This is a genomic window from Ruegeria sp. AB10, from assembly GCF_056542745.1.
Genome location: NZ_JBQGAI010000003.1, coordinates 74,550 through 90,056 on the forward strand (window position 1 = coordinate 74,550; position 15,507 = coordinate 90,056).

19 protein-coding genes are annotated in these 15,507 nt (G+C 61.1%); 10 read left to right on the forward strand and 9 right to left on the reverse strand.

Annotation, left to right across the window (positions count from 1 at the left end; genetic code table 11):
- The first annotated feature begins 8 nt into the window (after positions 1 to 8).
- Both ACR0NT_RS07740 and hemH read left to right on the forward strand, forming a co-directional pair.
- Positions 9 to 839, forward strand: a complete 831-nt coding sequence (locus ACR0NT_RS07740) for a methyltransferase domain-containing protein (protein WP_170674359.1) — start codon at positions 9 to 11, stop codon at positions 837 to 839.
- A gap of 57 nt (positions 840 to 896) precedes the next feature.
- Positions 897 to 1,946 carry a ferrochelatase gene (gene hemH, locus ACR0NT_RS07745; protein ID WP_170674361.1) on the forward strand — a complete coding sequence of 350 codons (1,050 nt, stop codon included), beginning with the start codon at positions 897 to 899 and terminating at the stop codon, positions 1,944 to 1,946.
- Positions 1,947 to 2,035: 89 nt separating this feature from the next.
- On the opposite strand, the gene ACR0NT_RS07750 is transcribed toward hemH, so the two are convergent.
- Together ACR0NT_RS07750 and ACR0NT_RS07755 are read right to left on the reverse strand one after the other, a co-directional pair.
- Positions 2,036 to 2,218, reverse strand: coding sequence for a hypothetical protein (locus ACR0NT_RS07750; protein ID WP_010442520.1), 183 nt, complete (start codon positions 2,216 to 2,218; stop codon positions 2,036 to 2,038).
- Positions 2,219 to 2,358: 140 nt separating this feature from the next.
- On the reverse strand, positions 2,359 to 2,958 hold the full coding sequence (locus ACR0NT_RS07755) for a L,D-transpeptidase (protein WP_170674364.1): 600 nt from the start codon (positions 2,956 to 2,958) through the stop codon (positions 2,359 to 2,361).
- Between the two features lie 167 nt (positions 2,959 to 3,125).
- Between ACR0NT_RS07755 and dalA the strand changes: the two genes are divergently transcribed.
- Positions 3,126 to 3,641, forward strand: a complete 516-nt coding sequence (dalA, locus tag ACR0NT_RS07760) for a divisome-associated lipoprotein DalA (RefSeq protein ID WP_170674366.1) — start codon at positions 3,126 to 3,128, stop codon at positions 3,639 to 3,641.
- 66 nt (positions 3,642 to 3,707) lie between these two features.
- On the opposite strand, the gene ACR0NT_RS07765 is transcribed toward dalA, so the two are convergent.
- From ACR0NT_RS07765 to ACR0NT_RS07795, 7 genes are all read right to left on the reverse strand, one after another.
- The gene (locus ACR0NT_RS07765; protein WP_170674368.1) at positions 3,708 to 4,172 is read right to left on the reverse strand and encodes a PTS sugar transporter subunit IIA; all 465 of its coding nucleotides are present in this window, start codon (positions 4,170 to 4,172) and stop codon (positions 3,708 to 3,710) included.
- Positions 4,173 to 4,234: 62 nt separating this feature from the next.
- Positions 4,235 to 4,798, reverse strand: a complete 564-nt coding sequence (gene hpf / locus ACR0NT_RS07770; RefSeq protein WP_170447356.1) for a ribosome hibernation-promoting factor, HPF/YfiA family — start codon at positions 4,796 to 4,798, stop codon at positions 4,235 to 4,237.
- Between the two features lie 252 nt (positions 4,799 to 5,050).
- Positions 5,051 to 5,809 carry an LPS export ABC transporter ATP-binding protein gene (lptB, locus tag ACR0NT_RS07775; protein ID WP_170447358.1) on the reverse strand — a complete coding sequence of 253 codons (759 nt, stop codon included), beginning with the start codon at positions 5,807 to 5,809 and terminating at the stop codon, positions 5,051 to 5,053.
- Entirely contained in the window at positions 5,809 to 6,300 is a 492-nt protein-coding gene (locus ACR0NT_RS07780; RefSeq protein WP_480442859.1) for an LptA/OstA family protein, read from the reverse strand. Before ACR0NT_RS07780 ends, lptB begins: the two co-directional genes overlap by 1 nt.
- Positions 6,301 to 6,303: 3 nt before the next feature.
- On the reverse strand, positions 6,304 to 6,885 hold the full coding sequence (locus ACR0NT_RS07785; RefSeq protein ID WP_480442860.1) for an LPS export ABC transporter periplasmic protein LptC: 582 nt from the start codon (positions 6,883 to 6,885) through the stop codon (positions 6,304 to 6,306).
- Positions 6,886 to 6,918: 33 nt separating this feature from the next.
- On the reverse strand, positions 6,919 to 7,881 hold the full coding sequence (locus tag ACR0NT_RS07790; protein ID WP_170674370.1) for a KpsF/GutQ family sugar-phosphate isomerase: 963 nt from the start codon (positions 7,879 to 7,881) through the stop codon (positions 6,919 to 6,921).
- Positions 7,878 to 8,492, reverse strand: coding sequence for a ribonuclease D (locus ACR0NT_RS07795; protein WP_170674372.1), 615 nt, complete (start codon positions 8,490 to 8,492; stop codon positions 7,878 to 7,880). Before ACR0NT_RS07795 ends, ACR0NT_RS07790 begins: the two co-directional genes overlap by 4 nt.
- A gap of 198 nt (positions 8,493 to 8,690) precedes the next feature.
- On the opposite strand from ACR0NT_RS07795, the gene ACR0NT_RS07800 reads away from it, so the two are divergent.
- The 7 genes from ACR0NT_RS07800 to ACR0NT_RS07830 all read left to right on the forward strand — a co-directional run bounded on the left by ACR0NT_RS07800 (position 8,691) and on the right by ACR0NT_RS07830 (position 15,494).
- Positions 8,691 to 9,923 (forward strand): MFS transporter, encoded by a 1,233-nt coding sequence (locus ACR0NT_RS07800; protein ID WP_170674480.1) that lies wholly within the window; start codon positions 8,691 to 8,693, stop codon positions 9,921 to 9,923.
- Between the two features lie 35 nt (positions 9,924 to 9,958).
- Entirely contained in the window at positions 9,959 to 10,387 is a 429-nt protein-coding gene (locus tag ACR0NT_RS07805; protein WP_170674374.1) for an Lrp/AsnC family transcriptional regulator, read from the forward strand.
- 73 nt (positions 10,388 to 10,460) lie between these two features.
- Positions 10,461 to 11,153 carry a lytic transglycosylase domain-containing protein gene (locus ACR0NT_RS07810; protein WP_480442864.1) on the forward strand — a complete coding sequence of 231 codons (693 nt, stop codon included), beginning with the start codon at positions 10,461 to 10,463 and terminating at the stop codon, positions 11,151 to 11,153.
- A 69-nt stretch (positions 11,154 to 11,222) separates the two neighbouring features.
- Complete coding sequence (gene flhA, locus ACR0NT_RS07815; RefSeq protein WP_480442967.1) at positions 11,223 to 13,250, forward strand: flagellar biosynthesis protein FlhA; 2,028 nt, start codon at positions 11,223 to 11,225, stop codon at positions 13,248 to 13,250.
- Entirely contained in the window at positions 13,247 to 14,020 is a 774-nt protein-coding gene (locus tag ACR0NT_RS07820; RefSeq protein WP_170447372.1) for a flagellar biosynthetic protein FliR, read from the forward strand. The genes flhA and ACR0NT_RS07820 overlap by 4 nt, the downstream gene beginning before the upstream one ends.
- Entirely contained in the window at positions 14,017 to 15,105 is a 1,089-nt protein-coding gene (gene flhB, locus ACR0NT_RS07825) for a flagellar type III secretion system protein FlhB (RefSeq protein WP_170674378.1), read from the forward strand. Before ACR0NT_RS07820 ends, flhB begins: the two co-directional genes overlap by 4 nt.
- On the forward strand, positions 15,102 to 15,494 hold the full coding sequence (locus tag ACR0NT_RS07830; RefSeq protein ID WP_170674380.1) for a hypothetical protein: 393 nt from the start codon (positions 15,102 to 15,104) through the stop codon (positions 15,492 to 15,494). The genes flhB and ACR0NT_RS07830 overlap by 4 nt, the downstream gene beginning before the upstream one ends.
- Positions 15,495 to 15,507: the final 13 nt, after the last annotated feature.

The window sequence follows — 15,507 nt, forward strand, 5'->3', positions numbered from 1 at the left end:
TGCGCCCTATGAAGCTGCCTGACTCCAACGCACCCTCTCTGTTCGACCGCCGGGCCCTGACCCGGCACCGCGCCCGCGCGCAGGATGACGCGCTGTTTCTGCACCATGCCGCCGTGGACGAGGTGCAGGATCGGCTCTCCATGGTTAACAAAACCTTTACGGCGCCCGCAGTGGTGACGCCGTTTGCACAGGTTTGGCAGGATGTGTTGCTTGGGGCACAGATCGTTGCGGATGAGGAGGTGCTGGACCTGACGCCCGGCGCGCATGATCTGGTGATACACGCCATGGCGCTGCACTGGGCCAATGATCCGGTTGGACAGCTGATCCAATGCCACCGCGCCCTGCGGCCCGACGGGCTGCTGCTGGTGGTCTGTCTGGGCGGAGAGACCCTGCACGAACTGCGCGCCGCCCTCGGGCAGGCCGAGATCGAAGTCGCAGGCGGCCTCAGCCCCCGCATCGCGCCGATGGCCGAGTTGCGCGATCTGGGCGGTTTGCTGCAACGGGCGGGGCTTGCGCTGCCGGTGGCCGACACCGCGCGTCTGACGGCGGAATACCGCGACCTGACCCACCTGATGTGCGATCTTCGGGCGATGGGCGAGACCAACAGCCTGTCCGGCCGCGTGAAACACCTGACAAAACGGCAGGTCTTTGCCCGGGCGCAGCAGATCTATGCCGACCATTTCACCACGCCCCAGCACCGTCTGGCCGCCACGTTCGAGTTGATCTGCCTGACCGGCTGGTCGCCCGACGATAGCCAACCCAAACCCCTCCGCCCCGGATCGGCCCAAGCCCGCCTTGCCGATGCGCTGGGTGCAAAAGAAGGCAAACTGCCCGATTGACGACCGAGTATTTCCGGTTATCTCAGCTTGGCATAGAGAAATCTCAGGAAGCCCGACATGTTTGACGCCACTCGCCCATCCCACGCCCCCGCAGACCACCCCAAGGTCAAGATGGGCCGCGTCGGCATTCTGCTGGCCAATCTGGGCACGCCGGACGATTACAGCTATTGGCCAATGCGCCGCTATCTGAACGAGTTTCTGTCGGATCAGCGCGTCATCGACTATCCGAAATGGAAATGGCAACCAATCCTGCAGGGCATCATCCTGACCAAACGCCCCTTCAGCTCGGGCGAGGCCTACAAATCGATCTGGAACCACGACAAGGGCGAAAGTCCGCTGATGACGATCACAAAGGACCAGACCGCCAAGCTGCGCGATGCGATGCAGGCGCGCTATGGCGACCGTGTTCTGGTTGATTTCTGTATGCGGTACGGCAACCCCTCGACCAAGTCCAAGGTACGCGAGATGGTCGCCGCAGGCTGCGACCGCATCCTGTTCTTCCCACTTTATCCGCAATACGCGGGTGCCACGACAGCGACTGCGAATGACCAGTTCTTCCGCGCCCTGATGGAGGAAGCCTGGCAGCCTGCCACCCGCACCGTGCCCGCCTATTTCGACGAACCCGCCTATATCGACGCTTTGGCCGGGTCGGTGGAACAGGCCTATGCGGCGATGGAGACAAAGCCCGACATTCTGGTCGTTTCATACCACGGAATGCCGGAACGCTATTTGCAGCAGGGTGACCCCTATCACTGCCAATGCGCAAAAACCTCGCGGTTGCTGAAGGAACGGCTGGGTTGGTCGGACGACCGGCTTGTATCGACCTTCCAGTCCCGATTCGGCCCCGAGGAATGGTTGAAGCCCTATACGGTCGATCACGTGGCCGAACTGGCTAGGCAGGGCAAAAAGAACATCGCCGTGATTGCCCCGGCGTTTTCAGCCGATTGCATTGAAACGCTGGAAGAGATCAACGAAGAGATTCGGGAAAGCTTCGAGGAGGCAGGTGGCAAAAGCTTTACCTATATCCCCTGCCTCAACGACGATGATTCGCACATCGCGGCCCTTGGCAAGGTGATCGAAGACAATCTGAAAGGTTGGCTGGACTGACCGGCCCCTTCAAACAGACCCGGTCAAGCAGACATGAAAAAAGGCGGTGGATTGCTCCACCGCCTTTTCTCTAGATGACGCTCGTCAAATTAGCTTGCTGCAACAGCTGCGGCAACTACGACCAGCAGGATCAGCGGCAGGATGATGCCCTGCGACGAACCTTGAGTTTCCTCGACAACAACCGGTGCTTCAACAACCGGCTCTTCCAGGTTGCCAGCGTAGGCGGTCGATGCAGCAGCAGTCAGTGCAGCGGCGAGAACGAGTTTCTTCATATTAACCTCCAGAATTTGCACGGTTCCAAATAGCGAAACCGCACACCCAAGACTTACCTCGTACGTTTTTTCTAATCAGCTATCCAACTGGAATGCAATTGCAACTTGCGCCGCAAGCGAGTTCGTGCGCGAAAATGTCGTCAAATAAGCAACACTTGCGTGCCGACCTGCGCCATTGAGAACAATTCCGCGATATCCTCGTTGAAAAGACCGATGCAGCCGTTAGACGATCTGCGCCCGATTTTGCGCGTATCGTGGGTGCCGTGGATGCGATAATACTTCCAGCCCAGATACAAAGCGTGTGTTCCCAACGGGTTATCCGGCCCCGGAGGGATATAGTCCGGCCATTCCGGGTTGCGCTTCTTCATCGACGGCGTTGGCGACCAGCTTGGCCCTTCGACCTTGCGGACCACGCTGGTGCGACCGCGGCGGGTCAACTCCTCGGTCAGTGGCACGGAAGAGGGGTATAGTTTGTATACCCGCTGGTCGTCGGACCAGTAGTGCAGCGCGCGCGAGACGGTATCGACCAGAATGGCCCCGTTATTGGTATTGGAAAAATAGGGCTGCCAGTCCAGCGCGCGGAACCCCGAGATATTGCGGCGCACCTCTGGTTCCGGCTCGGGCGCGGGGCGCAGCGGGTCGCCGGGAATGTACTGGGCAACCGCGGGCGAGGCCAGCAGGGCCGACGCTCCGGCCAGGAATCCCCGGCGGGAGGGCGCGAGATAATATTTTTTGACCATGACGGGCGGTCCTTTTCTAAGGCCAGTCTGAATTTCGCGTATTTTATGGCCAGAATGCTTCAGTCGCAAATCAAACCGGCAGAATCACGCGGAACCGGGCCAATGTGCGTTTGCCCAAGGCGGCCTGTCGCGCTATGCCCTAGGTTAAATCAAACATCAGGTCGATCATGACGCGTATCATTTCATTACTATTTGCCTGCTTTGTGGCGCTGTCCGCATGTACTCCCGGCGGCACGCCGACATATGGATCGGACGGGCGGCCGCTGCCGACGGTCTACAAGATCCGGGGCAATCCCGAAAAACTGCAGTTCCGTATGCTTGATTCGGTCAACGCGCTGCGTCAGGCCCAGGGTCTGCAGGCGGTGCAGCTGAATTCGCAACTCAACGCTGCTGCCGCCACCCACTCCAAGGATATGGCCCGGCAAAACCGTCCCTGGCATTTCGGTTCGGACGGATCGTCCCCGCCGGAACGTGCCCAGCGCGTCGGATATTACGGGACATATATTGGCGAGGCCATCTCGGAAACCTATGAGACCGAGACCGAAACTCTGGCCGCCTGGATGCAGGAACTCGGCCCGCGCTCGGTGATCATGGACCCCAAGGCGACGCAGATGGGCTTTGCCTGGCATCAGGAAGGCGGCGGCAAGATCTGGTGGACGCTGGAAATGGGTGCAGGCGGCTGACCGCAGCCCCATCCGAAAACGAAAAAGCCCCCGGACATCCGGGGGCTTTTTTGTAAATACAATGGCTTAGGCCGCTTGCATGGACTGTGCTTCGGTCAGAATGGCGTACAGTTTGACCGGATCGGGATTGGCCCGCAATTTCGCGCAGACCGAAGTGTCGCGCAGGGTCCGCGAGACCAGTGCCAACGCTTTCAGATGATCCACCCCGGCCTCTTCCGGTGCGAACAGCGCAAACGCAATATCCACCGGCTGGCGGTCGACCGAACCGAAATCAATCGGCTTTTCCAGCATGACGAAGACACCGGCAACCGCCTCAAGCTCGGCCATGCGGGCGTGCGGAAGAGCCACGCCATGGCCCACACCGGTGGGACCCAGGCTTTCCCGCTCCAGCAGCCCGTCCACAACGATCTGGGCCTCAAGACCCAGAGTCGCTTCGGCCACATCGGCGATTTCCTGAAACAGCCGCTTCTTGCTGGATGCGGCGGACAATACACGCACTGCTTCGGGCTTCAGTATGCTCGAAAGCTCCATGATCACGCTCCATGGCGAAGCCCCCACAAGGTGCAGGGGCGTGCCTTTGCTATTCTTGCCTGTTACGGATCGATCCAGCCGATATTGCCGTCATCGCGGCGGTATACGACGTTCAATCCGTCCTTGTTTTCATTACGGAACACCAGCACCGGGGCGCCGGCCAATTCCATCTGCATAACGGCTTCACCAACACTCAGCGATGGAATCTTGGTTTCCATCTCAGCCACGATCATCGGTTGCAGAGATTCCGGCTCCGCTGCCGACTCGGACTCGTCAGAAGCGAGGATATATGAGGAAGCACCAAAGAGTTCAACCGGCTCGGACCGATCCTTGTGATGATCCTTGAGGCGGCGTTTGTAGCGGCGCAATTGGGTTTCCATCTTGTCGCAGCAGGCCTCGAACGCTGCGTAGATTTCGGTTGCATGGGCCTTGGCCTGCGCCGTCAGGCCGGTGGAAAGATGTACGGTGGTTTCGCATACATATTCATGCGCAGAACGGGAAAAGACGACATTGGCATCGGTCGGACGCTGGGCATATTTGCCCACGACCTCGCCCAGTTCGGTCTGCACATGAGTCTGAAGTGCTTCGCCGATGTCGATCTGTTTTCCGCTGATTTGGTAACGCATGTGATCTCCTTCACAATTCACACCCATTCTGACGTCACGTGACGCGACGCGCTTGTTGTTATCGGGTGGGGGGTAGAGACATTTCCCGCGGTAGCCGCACCGTTCCCCCTTCGATGAAGGGGCATCGTGATCCAGACGGGAACCGAAGAAATGCCATGGCCCAATTGAGGCAAGAGACAGCGGAAGAGTCAATCAAAACAGACGTGTATATACGTGATTTCCGTCATGCATTCGGCGCATTTCTGCGCAAGCTCATGAAATCCGGAAGTTTTCGCCCAGATAGACGCGGCGGACGTTCTCATTTTCGACCACTTCGTCCGGGGTTCCGGACATCAGGACCTGCCCGTCATGCAAGATATAGGCGCGATCCACAATTTCCAGCGTTTCCCGCACGTTATGGTCGGTGATCAGCACGCCGATGCCGCGCTTTTTCAGGTCCGCAACCAGATGGCGGATATCGCCGACGCTGATCGGGTCAACACCCGCAAAGGGTTCATCCAAAAGCAGATATTTCGGGTCGGCCGCCAGACAGCGGGCAATCTCGACGCGGCGACGCTCACCGCCCGACAGGGCCAAGGCAGGTGCCCGGCGCAAATGCTCGATCGAGAAATCCGAAAGCAGCTCTTCCAGCCGCTCCTTGCGGCGGTGGGCGTGACGTACCGTAATGTCCAGAACCGCAGCGATATTGTCCTCGACGCTCATGCCGCGAAAGATCGACATTTCCTGCGGCAGATAGCCGATCCCAAGCCGCGCGCGGCGGTACATCGGCAGAGTCGTTACCGTCTGCCCGTCGATCGTGACCGTGCCCGCTTCGGGGAAGACCAGCCCGGCAACCGAATAGAAGGTGGTCGTCTTGCCCGACCCGTTTGGACCCAGCAGCGCCACAACCTCGGACCGGTCCAGCGTCATCGACACATCCCGGATCACGGTCTTCTTGCGGTAGGATTTCCGCAGCTTTTCGATCCTGAGGCCGGAATTGCCCTCGGCCACGGTCAGTTCAGGGCGCGCCATCAGTTGTTGCCCTGCTGCAGAATGGTTTTGACGTTGCCGGTCATCGTCGCCGTTCCGGCGGTCAGGTCGGCATTCATCTGATCGCCGCTAATGGTGCTGGGACCCTGGTTCAGCAGTACGTTGCCCTTCATTACGATCACGCCGGAATCGATGGTGTATTCGGCCCAGTCGCCCTCGGCCGCATCGGGCGGGCTGACCAGAACCACATCCTCGGTCGCTTCCATCCGTTCGATGCCCGAGCGATCCTGATTGTAGATCACCAGCACTCGTTCGGCGGTCAGGCGCATTTCACCCTGAATGACGATCACATTGCCCAGAAACTCGGCCGAACCGTCCTCTTGGTTGACGTTCAGCTTTTCCGAGGTCACCTCGACCGGCAGGCTGGGGTCGGCCTGGGTCGCGCCAAACGCAACCTGAGTCTCCTGCGCCGCCGCAGAAAAGGCGCCAAGGGTCAATAAAAGGCAAAGTGAAACAAATCGGAAATGGAACACAGGTTATCTTTCTGCTTTTTCAGGCTCGTATATCAGCTTCACGCCATCTGTAAAAAGAATATGCACGGGACCGTCGGTTTTTTCCGTACCAAAGCTCATGCTGCCGGCGGTGAAGTTGCCGATGATCCCGGTTCCGTTGACCTGACCGGGCGCGTCGCCCCGGATTTCGTCCAATGACGTGTTCAGCAGATCAGTGGTGATTTCGGTGCCGTCGGTCGAGGTGATGACGACATCGCCGACAAACGTGGCCGAGTTCTTATCGGGGCGGATCATGCCGGAATTGGAATCCAGCGTGATGACACCGCCGCTTGACAGGTTCATGCGGCCACGGAATTCGGCCGCGGTAGGAATCGAGCCTTCCCGCCCCTGCGTTGCACGGATTGCCTCGATCTGGACCTCTTCGCCCTTGCGGGTGGTGCCGCGGTAATTCGGCTGCGTCACCACCTGATCGGCCAGCCGTTCATCGATATCCTGCTGGGTAAACGGAACGCTGACATTGGTTTCGATACTGCGCGACAGAAGGAAAACGGTGGACAGCATCAGGATGGCCACCAACGGCAGCACCACCTTGAAGAATTGAACCATGCGGGAATGTCCGTCCACCGTGCGACCCTCCGCCTAGCCCAGACCGACGCGCAGGCAGTCGTGGATATGCAGCAGCCCCTGCGCCGGACCCTGCGTTTCGGGATCAACCACAAACAGAGAGGTGATCTTGCGATCGTTCATGATCGCCACCGCCTCTTCCGCCATCGCATTGGGTGCGATGGTCAGCGGATTTTCGGTCATCACTTCTTCGGTGGTCTTGTTCAGAAGCCCGTCCATGTTTCGACGCAAGTCGCCATCGGTCACGATGCCCATCAGGCGGCCCTCTTCATCCGTTACACCGACGACGCCGAAGCTCTTCTGGCTCATTACCAGCAAAGCCTCACTCATCGGGGTGCCGACCGAAACCAACGGCAAATCCTTGTGCATCAGGTCACGCACGGTGGACAGCTGCGCCCCCAGCTTTCCACCGGGGTGGAAGGCGCGGAAATCCTCGGGCTTGAAATCGCGATATTTCATCAGCGCAATCGCCAGCGCGTCACCCATCGCCAATGTCAGCGTGGTCGAGATCGAGGGCACCATACCGAACCCGCAGGCCTCTCCCATCGACGGGATCAGCAGATGCACGTCGGCCTGTTTCATCAGCGTGCTTTCCGGCTTGCTGGACAGACCGATCAGCGGGATGCTGAAACGGCGGGTAAAGGCCAGGAGGTTCACCAGTTCCGGCGCCTCGCCCGAATTCGAGATCGCCAGAACCACGTCGCCCTTCGACACCATACCCAGATCGCCATGGCTGGCCTCGGCCGGGTGCACGAAATAGGCCGGCGTACCGGTGCTGGCCAGCGTCGCGGCAATCTTGTGGCCGATATGGCCCGACTTGCCGATACCGCTGATGATGATCCGCCCCGGCGCCTGCAGGATCAGCTGCACGGCCTCGGCAAAATGTTCGTCCAGACTGTCGGCCAGAACGTCCAGCGCGCGGGCTTCGTCTGTGACGACCTGCCGGGCGGTTTTCAGGAATGCTTCGGTATCGGTCATGAGTGCGCAAAAATATCCGTTTCGGGCCAACCGGCGAGATCGAGTTTCGCACGCATCGGCAGGAAGTCAAAACACGCCTGCGCCATCTCAGAGCGCCCCTCGCGGGCCAGACGCCCGTCCAGCGCCTCGCGCAGTTGGTGCAGGTAGAGAACGTCCGAGGCCGCATAATCCAGTTGCGCGGCGGTCAGGGTCTCGGCCCCCCAGTCGCTCATCTGCTGCTGCTTCGAGATATCGACGCCGATCAGTTCCTGGCACAGGTTTTTCAGGCCGTGGCGGTCGGTATAGGTGCGCACCAGACGGCTGGCGATCTTGGTGCAATAGACCGGCGCGGCCAGTGCGCCAAAGGTGTGGTACATCGCGGCAATGTCAAACCGGCCAAAGTGGAACAGCTTCAGCACGTCGGGGTTTTCCAGCATCGCACACAGGTTCGGCGCCTGCGTCTGGCCCTTCTCGACCTGCACGATATGGCTGTTGCCGTCGCCGCCCGACATCTGGATCACGCACAGGCGGTCGCGATGCGGGTTCAGCCCCATGGTTTCGCAGTCAATGGCCACAACAGGACCCAGATCCAACCCGTCCGGCAGGTCGTTATTATAGAGATGGTTCGCCACGCGGGTCTTCCTTTGTCCGGTATCGCCCCCGAGATAGGAGGTTTGGTTCCCAAACTCAACGCTATCAATGGAATGCGGCCAAGTTGCGCGGATTTCTTGACCCCGAAGGCATTGACGGGAAAATGGTTCCGGACGCAACGCTCCGGGTCACAAGAGGCTTTGGGGCGGGTCCGAATGGTCAAAAGGTCCAACCTGCCGATGCTGAGTGTTCTGCGAAACCGAACGTATCGCCACCTGCTGGCGGCGCAACTGGTTGCCCTGACGGGCACCGGGCTGGCGACCGTGGCGCTGGGGCTGCTAGCCTATGATCTGGCCGGAGATGCGGCGGGCATGGTTCTGGGCACGGCCCTGACGATCAAGATGGTGGCCTATGTGACCATCGCCCCCATCGCGGCGGCCTTTGCCGAACGGCTGGACCGCCGCCGGATGCTGGTGGCGCTTGATATGGTGCGGGCGCTGGTTGCGATCTGCCTGCCCTTCGTGACCGAGATCTGGCAGGTCTATGTGCTGATCTTCGTGCTGCAATCGGCCTCGGCCGGGTTCACTCCGGCGTTTCAGGCCACCATTCCGGACGTGCTGACGGACGAGCAGGACTATACCAAGGCACTGTCGCTGTCGCGGCTTGCCTATGATCTGGAAAGCCTGCTGAGCCCGATGCTGGCCGCCGCGCTGCTGTTGATCGTCAGCTTTGACAGCCTGTTCTGGGGCACCGGGCTGGGGTTCATCGCCTCGGCCCTGCTTGTGGTGTCGGTTGCCCTGCCTTCTCCCAAGCCCACACAACGCCGGGGCATCTATGACCGGACAACTTACGGCATACGCCTGTATCTGCGCACTCCGCGGCTTCGTGGCTTGCTGGCCCTGACATGGACGGCAGCAGCGCTCAGTGCGATGGTCATCGTCAACACCGTGGTCATCGTCCGCGCCGATCTGGGCCTGTCCGAAAGCGCGGTGGCCATCGCGCTGGCCGGGTTCGGCGGTGGGTCGATGCTGGCCGCGTTCACCCTGCCCAAATTGCTGGAGACCTACAAAGACCGCAGCGTCATGCTGTCCGGAGCCGCACTCGGAACCCTGATCATGGGAATAGCCGCGGGCGCCTTCGCCTTTGCACAGGTCTCGCTGACCGGGCTGGCATTGCTGTGGGCCTGCATCGGGTTCGGCTATTCCGCAACGCTGACACCTTCGGGCCGCCTGCTGACCCGCTCGGCCCGCCCCGAAGACAGACCGGCGGTGTTTGCCGCCCAGTTCACGCTGTCCCATGCCTGCTGGCTGGTGCTGTATCCGTTGGCGGGCTGGATGATGACGACGTTTGGCGCGGCGATCACGCTTGTCTGCATGGCGTTGGTCGCATCGCCGGGACTTGTGGCTGCAACCCTGATTTGGCCACGTCCGGACCGGAAAGCCGTTTCGAAAGAACGCTCTGACATGTCTTGAGCCCCCCGCCTCCTGTGCATTACACCTTGGGGATCATGGATCAGCTAGACCGCCGCATCATCGCCGCCCTGCAGCACAACGCCCGCGAGACGACCTCGAAGATCGCCGCGAAACTGGGCGTGGCCCGAACCACCGTGCATGAACGCATTCGGCGGATGGAAGAAAACGGCGTGATCGCCGGATATTCCGTGATCCTGAACAGTTCCGAGGATGCCCCGCGCGTTCAGGTCGTGGTGCTGCTGGAAGTGCAGCAAAAGGAAACCAAACGCATCATCAACCGGCTTGAGGCCTATCCCGAGGTGAAACTGTGCCTGTCGATCAATGGCGAGTTCGACCTGCTGTTGTCGGCAGAGGCCCCGAGGATTGAAGACCTGGACATTCTGGTCGACGAACTGGCCAAAATCCCCGGCGTGCTGCGTACCAATACCAGCGTTGTCTTCGGTCGCCGGATCGACCGGAACTAGGTGGCTGATAACCCTCTGTAAACCCAAGCGGGATTAGCTTGGCCGGGACTGATCAGAATCCCGGACCGGCAGAATGCCCCATCGTTTGATCTTTGGACTGAGTTTCCTTGCGCTGTGTGCAGCGCAACAGGGCTTTGCCATGCCCGACGCCCGCATCGCCGGGGTCTGCGACTCAGCCGCGCGACGGGCCGCACAGTCCGAAGGTGTCCCGCTGGACGTTCTGCGCGCGATTGCGCGGGTGGAGACCGGGCGCCTGCGGGACGGACGGCTGGAACCCTGGCCCTGGACCATCAATGTCGAGGGGCAGGGGTTTTGGTTCACCTCGGAATTCGAGGCGAAATCCTACGTTTTCGACATCTTCAAGGCAGGCAAGCGCAGCTTTGACATCGGCTGTTTCCAGATCAACTATCGCTGGCACGGCAAAGCGTTCCGGTCCATCGACGCCATGTTCGATCCGGATGAAAACGCCACCTACGCCGCGCGGTTCCTGAACGACCTCTATGCCGAGCTTGGCTCATGGCCCGCCGCCGTCGGGGCCTATCATTCCCGCACGCCGTCTCTGGCCCAGGCCTATTCCGGCCGGTTTCAAACGGTTCTGGCACAGTTGGACCAGACCCTGCCCGCCGCCCCGGAAGCGGTGTCGCGCAACCCGTTCACCACCGCCGCAACCCCTCTGATCCCGGTCAACCTGCCGCAATCCGGCAGCGTTTTGGGGTCACTGGTTCCGCCCTCGGGCACCGCCACCGCCTTTATCTCGTTCAACTAGGAGGCCTGCGTGCCCAAGATCGACGCTCGTTCCCTGTTCTCTCCGACCGTGCTGCTGGCGCTGGCGCTGATGACGGTCATCGTGATGATGATCCTGCCGATGCCCGCCTGGGTGCTGGATGTGGGGCTGGCGGCGTCCTTCGCGCTGGCGATCCTGATCTTCACGCTGACGCTGTTTATCGAACGGCCACTGGATTTCTCCTCTTTCCCTACGATCCTGCTGGCCTCGTTGATGCTGCGGCTGTCGCTGAACGTGTCTTCGACCAAGCTGATCATTGGCCAGGGGCATACCGGCCCCAACGCCGCCGGGGACGTGATCGAGGGCTTTGCCGATTTCGTCATGGGCGGCAGCATCTTTCTGGGGCTGGTTGTGTTCGGCGTGCTGCTGATCGTGAACTTTATGGTCATTACCAAAGGTGCCGCGCGTATGGCCGAGGTCGGCGCGCGGTTCGCTCTGGACGGGATGCCCGGCAAGCAGCTGGCCATCGACAGCGACATGTCCGCCGGGGCCATCGACCACCAGCAGGCCAAGGAACGGCGCGAGAGGGAACAGCAGGAGACGACCTTCTTCGGCTCACTCGACGGGGCCTCGAAATTCGTCAAAGGGGATGCGGTTGCCGGGTTGCTGATCACCCTGCTGAACCTCGTGATGGGTCTGATCATGGGGGTGATCGTGCATGGGATGCCGATCTCGTCCGCGTTCGAGACCTATGCCATCCTGACCGTCGGCGATGGTTTGGTGTCGCAAATCCCGGCGGTGATCATCTCCATTGCCTCGGCCCTGCTGCTGGCCCGCGGCGGCACGCAAGGCGCCACCGACAACGCGATTTTCTCGCAGCTGGGCAAACATCCGGCGGCACTGGGAACGGTTGCGATTCTGATGGTGCTGTTTGCGTTGGTGCCCGGCCTGCCCTTCCTACCCTTCATTCTGGGCGCGGGGGTGCTGGGCTATGCCGCCTTCAACGTGCACCGCAAACAAAAGGCCGAAGAAGAGGCAGCGCTGGAGCCCACGCCACAGGATGAAACACCCGTTTCGCAGGCCATTGGCGATATTCTGGATCTGGACGACGTGCATCTGGAATTCGCTCCCGATCTGGTCAGCATGGTTTTGAATCCCGGCACCGGTCTGGACGCGCGGATTGCCAATATGCGGACCTACGTGGCCTCCAGCTTTGGCCTGATCCTGCCCGATATCCGCTTGACGGATCGCGCTGATCTGCCCATGGGCACATATGTGGTCAAGGTGCAGGGGGTCGAGCAGGCCCGTGGTGTGTTGAACCCCGATCTGGTGTTGGCACTGGTGCAGGATGACCGCGATATGCTGCCTGAAGGCAATGACGTGACCGAACCGGTCTATGGCGCCCCGGCCCGCTGGATTCTGCCCAAGGACCGCGAGGCCGCCGCGATGAGCGGGGCCACCATCGTCTCTCCGCCCGAGATTCTGGCGACCCATCTGCTTGAGATCATCAAACAGAACTTCTCACGCTTGTTGACGCTGAAATCCTTGCGCCGCCTGCTGTCCGAGATGACGCGGCTCAGCGATCCGGTCCGGGCCGAGGCCAACCGCAAACTGCTGGATGAGTTGATCCCCGACAAGGTGCCGATCGACACGCTGCACGCGGTGCTGCGGCTGTTGTTGGACGAACGTGTCTCGATCCGCAACATGGCGCTGATCCTGGAAAGCGTGGCCGAGGCGCGGCTGACCACCACCCAACCCGAGGGCATCTGCGAGCTGGTCCGGCAACGGCTGGGCTTCCAGCTGGTCGCCGAGATGAAACGCGAGGATGGCTCGATTCCCCTGATTCAGCTGGCCCCGGAATGGGAGGACACCTTCGCCACCTACCAGATCGACGCGCCGAATGCCGGGCTGGACGTGGCACTGCCGCCGAACCTGTTCAACAAACTGGCCGACGGTGTGGTCGACAGTGTGGCGCATTCCGCCGATCACGGGCTGTTCCCGGCATTGGTCACCTCGACCCGGCGGCGCAGGTTGCTGCGCACCATCATGCACGCGCGCGGCATCGCCAACCCGGTGTTGTCCTTCGAGGAAATCGGGCTCGAAGCACGCCCCGCACTGGTCGGAACGGTGCCCGCGTGATCTCGCTGCCGCCAGAGCTTCTGCCCCAGTTGGGCGAGGGTCTGTGGCACCTGTTTGCCGTCTTCCTGCGCGTCTCTGCCATGGTCTCATTGCTGCCCGCCTTTGGCGAGCGCAGCATCCCGACCCGTGTCAAACTTGGCATCGCGGTGGCGTTCACACTGATTGTAGCGCCGGCAGTTCAGGCTGCGGGTACCGCACCTGACCTGTTTCCATTGGCGCGGATGATTGTGGTTGAGACCCTGATCGGCGTGGTTCTGGGTCTGGGCCTGCGCTTGTTCGTACTGGCCTTGCAAACAGCCGGGTCGATTGCGGCGCAGGCGACCTCATTGTCTCAGATTCTGGGCGGTGCGGCGGCAGACCCGGTCCCTGCGATGGGATATCTGCTGACCCTGGCGGGATTGGCCTTGGCGGTGCTGCTGGGCCTGCACATCCGCGTCGCGCAGTTCCTGATCTACAGCTACTCGCTGTTTCCGATGGGTATTGCTCCGATGGCGCCCGACCTGTCACAATGGGGCGTGCAGCAGATCGCGCGCAGCTTTGGCATGGCCTTTGCGCTGGCCATGCCGTTTGTCATCGCCTCGCTGATCTACAACCTCGCGCTTGGGGTCATCAACCGCGCGATGCCGCAGCTGATGGTGGCCTTTGTCGGTGCCCCCGCCATCACCTTTGCCGGGCTGTTCCTGCTGTTCGCGGGCACCCCTCTGATCCTATCGGTGTGGTCCGACACCCTGTTCGCCTTCATGCTGAACCCGCTTGAGGGCACACGATGAGCGGATCGGATGACGACAGTGACAAGTCCTATGAGCCGACGCCGCAGAAACTGCAGAAAGCGCGGGAAAAGGGCGAGGTCGCCAAATCCAACGACCTGTCCGTTGTGGCGGCCTATACCGGGTTTCTCATCGCGTTGTTCGCTGCCGGTCAGTTCGGCGTCCAGCATTTGGGAACCCTGTTTGTCGTTCTGATCGACCAGGCGGATACCTTTGCCCCGCTGGTGACCGACGGCCCCGCCGCCAGCCCGGTGGGCGGGATGCTGAAAACCGCCTTGCTGTCGGTTTCGGTCCTGTTCGCCCTGCCCGCCAGCGCCGTTTTGCTCAGCCTGATCGCCCAGCGCGCGCTGATCTTTGCACCCAGCAAGCTGAAACCGAAGCTGTCCCGCATCTCGATCCTGTCGAACGCCAAGAACAAGTTTGGGCGCGGGGGGCTGTTCGAATTTGCCAAGAGCTTTGTGAAACTGGCGATCTACGGCACCTGCCTAGCCCTGTTCCTGCGCGCGAACCTGAGCGAGATCCTGTCGGCCAGCGCCGCCCCTGCGCGGTCCTCGGTGATGCTGATGATGAACCTGCTGTTTCGCTTTCTGTTCATCGTCATCGCAGTAGCGCTGGCAATCGGGGTCGTGGACTATCTGTGGCAATACGCCGAGCACATGCGCAAGAACCGGATGTCGCGCAAGGAAATCCAAGACGAAACCAAGGATGCCGAGGGCGATCCGCACGTGAAACAGCAACGCCGACAGCGCGCGCAGGACATCGCGACAAACCAGATGATGTCTGATGTGCCCTCGGCAGATGTGGTGATCGTCAACCCGACCCACTATGCGGTGGCGCTGAAATGGGCACGCACGGCGGGCTCAGCGCCGGTCTGCGTGGCCAAGGGCGTGGATGAAGTGGCCGCCGCGATCCGTGCACGCGCCGCCGAATCTGGAGTTCCCATTCACTCCGATCCGCCCACCGCACGTGCGCTTCATGCGGCCGTCGAGATCGGTCAGGAGATCGCCGAAGAACACTATCGCCCCGTGGCCGCCGCGATCCGGTTTGCCGAGGCGATGCGCAAGCGGGCAAAGGGGCAGATCAGATGAGGCAGGACGGGTTTTCAGACCTCGAAAAAGTCACCGAGGCAGCGTTCCAGAAGGAATACAACACCCTCCGCCCGCTGATCGAAGCCGAAGCAAGGGTGCAACAGCAACTGGCGCGGCTGGATGCTCAGGTGCTGCAATCCCGGCAGGACAGCGCCTCGGCCGAAGGGTATCGCGTCACCGGCACGGATGTTCTGTGGAATGGATGGGAATCCGCCACGCGTCGCCAACTGAACATGGAGCTCGCCCGGCTGCGGGCACAAAAGCTGACGGCGATGGAGGCGTTGCGCACGGCATTTGGCCGCCAGCAGGCTGTTGCAAACCTGTCGGCGGCCCAGAAAGACGCGCTCAAACGCGCGCAGAACAAAAAAACTGTCGGTTTAACCGGCTAGGGCTGCGCCACCA

Coding starts and splice junctions, on each gene's coding strand:
- ACR0NT_RS07740 (WP_170674359.1), top strand. CDS start 9: ATGAAGCTGCCTGACTCCAACGCACCCTCTCTGTTCGACCGCCGGGCC.
- hemH (WP_170674361.1), top strand. CDS start 897: ATGTTTGACGCCACTCGCCCATCCCACGCCCCCGCAGACCACCCCAAG.
- ACR0NT_RS07750 (WP_010442520.1), bottom strand. CDS start 2,218: ATGAAGAAACTCGTTCTCGCCGCTGCACTGACTGCTGCTGCATCGACC.
- ACR0NT_RS07755 (WP_170674364.1), bottom strand. CDS start 2,958: ATGGTCAAAAAATATTATCTCGCGCCCTCCCGCCGGGGATTCCTGGCC.
- dalA (WP_170674366.1), top strand. CDS start 3,126: ATGACGCGTATCATTTCATTACTATTTGCCTGCTTTGTGGCGCTGTCC.
- ACR0NT_RS07765 (WP_170674368.1), bottom strand. CDS start 4,172: ATGGAGCTTTCGAGCATACTGAAGCCCGAAGCAGTGCGTGTATTGTCC.
- hpf (WP_170447356.1), bottom strand. CDS start 4,798: ATGCGTTACCAAATCAGCGGAAAACAGATCGACATCGGCGAAGCACTT.
- lptB (WP_170447358.1), bottom strand. CDS start 5,809: ATGGCGCGCCCTGAACTGACCGTGGCCGAGGGCAATTCCGGCCTCAGG.
- ACR0NT_RS07785 (WP_480442860.1), bottom strand. CDS start 6,885: ATGGTTCAATTCTTCAAGGTGGTGCTGCCGTTGGTGGCCATCCTGATG.
- ACR0NT_RS07790 (WP_170674370.1), bottom strand. CDS start 7,881: ATGACCGATACCGAAGCATTCCTGAAAACCGCCCGGCAGGTCGTCACA.
- ACR0NT_RS07800 (WP_170674480.1), top strand. CDS start 8,691: ATGCTGAGTGTTCTGCGAAACCGAACGTATCGCCACCTGCTGGCGGCG.
- ACR0NT_RS07805 (WP_170674374.1), top strand. CDS start 9,959: ATGGATCAGCTAGACCGCCGCATCATCGCCGCCCTGCAGCACAACGCC.
- ACR0NT_RS07810 (WP_480442864.1), top strand. CDS start 10,461: ATGCCCCATCGTTTGATCTTTGGACTGAGTTTCCTTGCGCTGTGTGCA.
- flhA (WP_480442967.1), top strand. CDS start 11,223: ATGACGGTCATCGTGATGATGATCCTGCCGATGCCCGCCTGGGTGCTG.
- flhB (WP_170674378.1), top strand. CDS start 14,017: ATGAGCGGATCGGATGACGACAGTGACAAGTCCTATGAGCCGACGCCG.
- ACR0NT_RS07830 (WP_170674380.1), top strand. CDS start 15,102: ATGAGGCAGGACGGGTTTTCAGACCTCGAAAAAGTCACCGAGGCAGCG.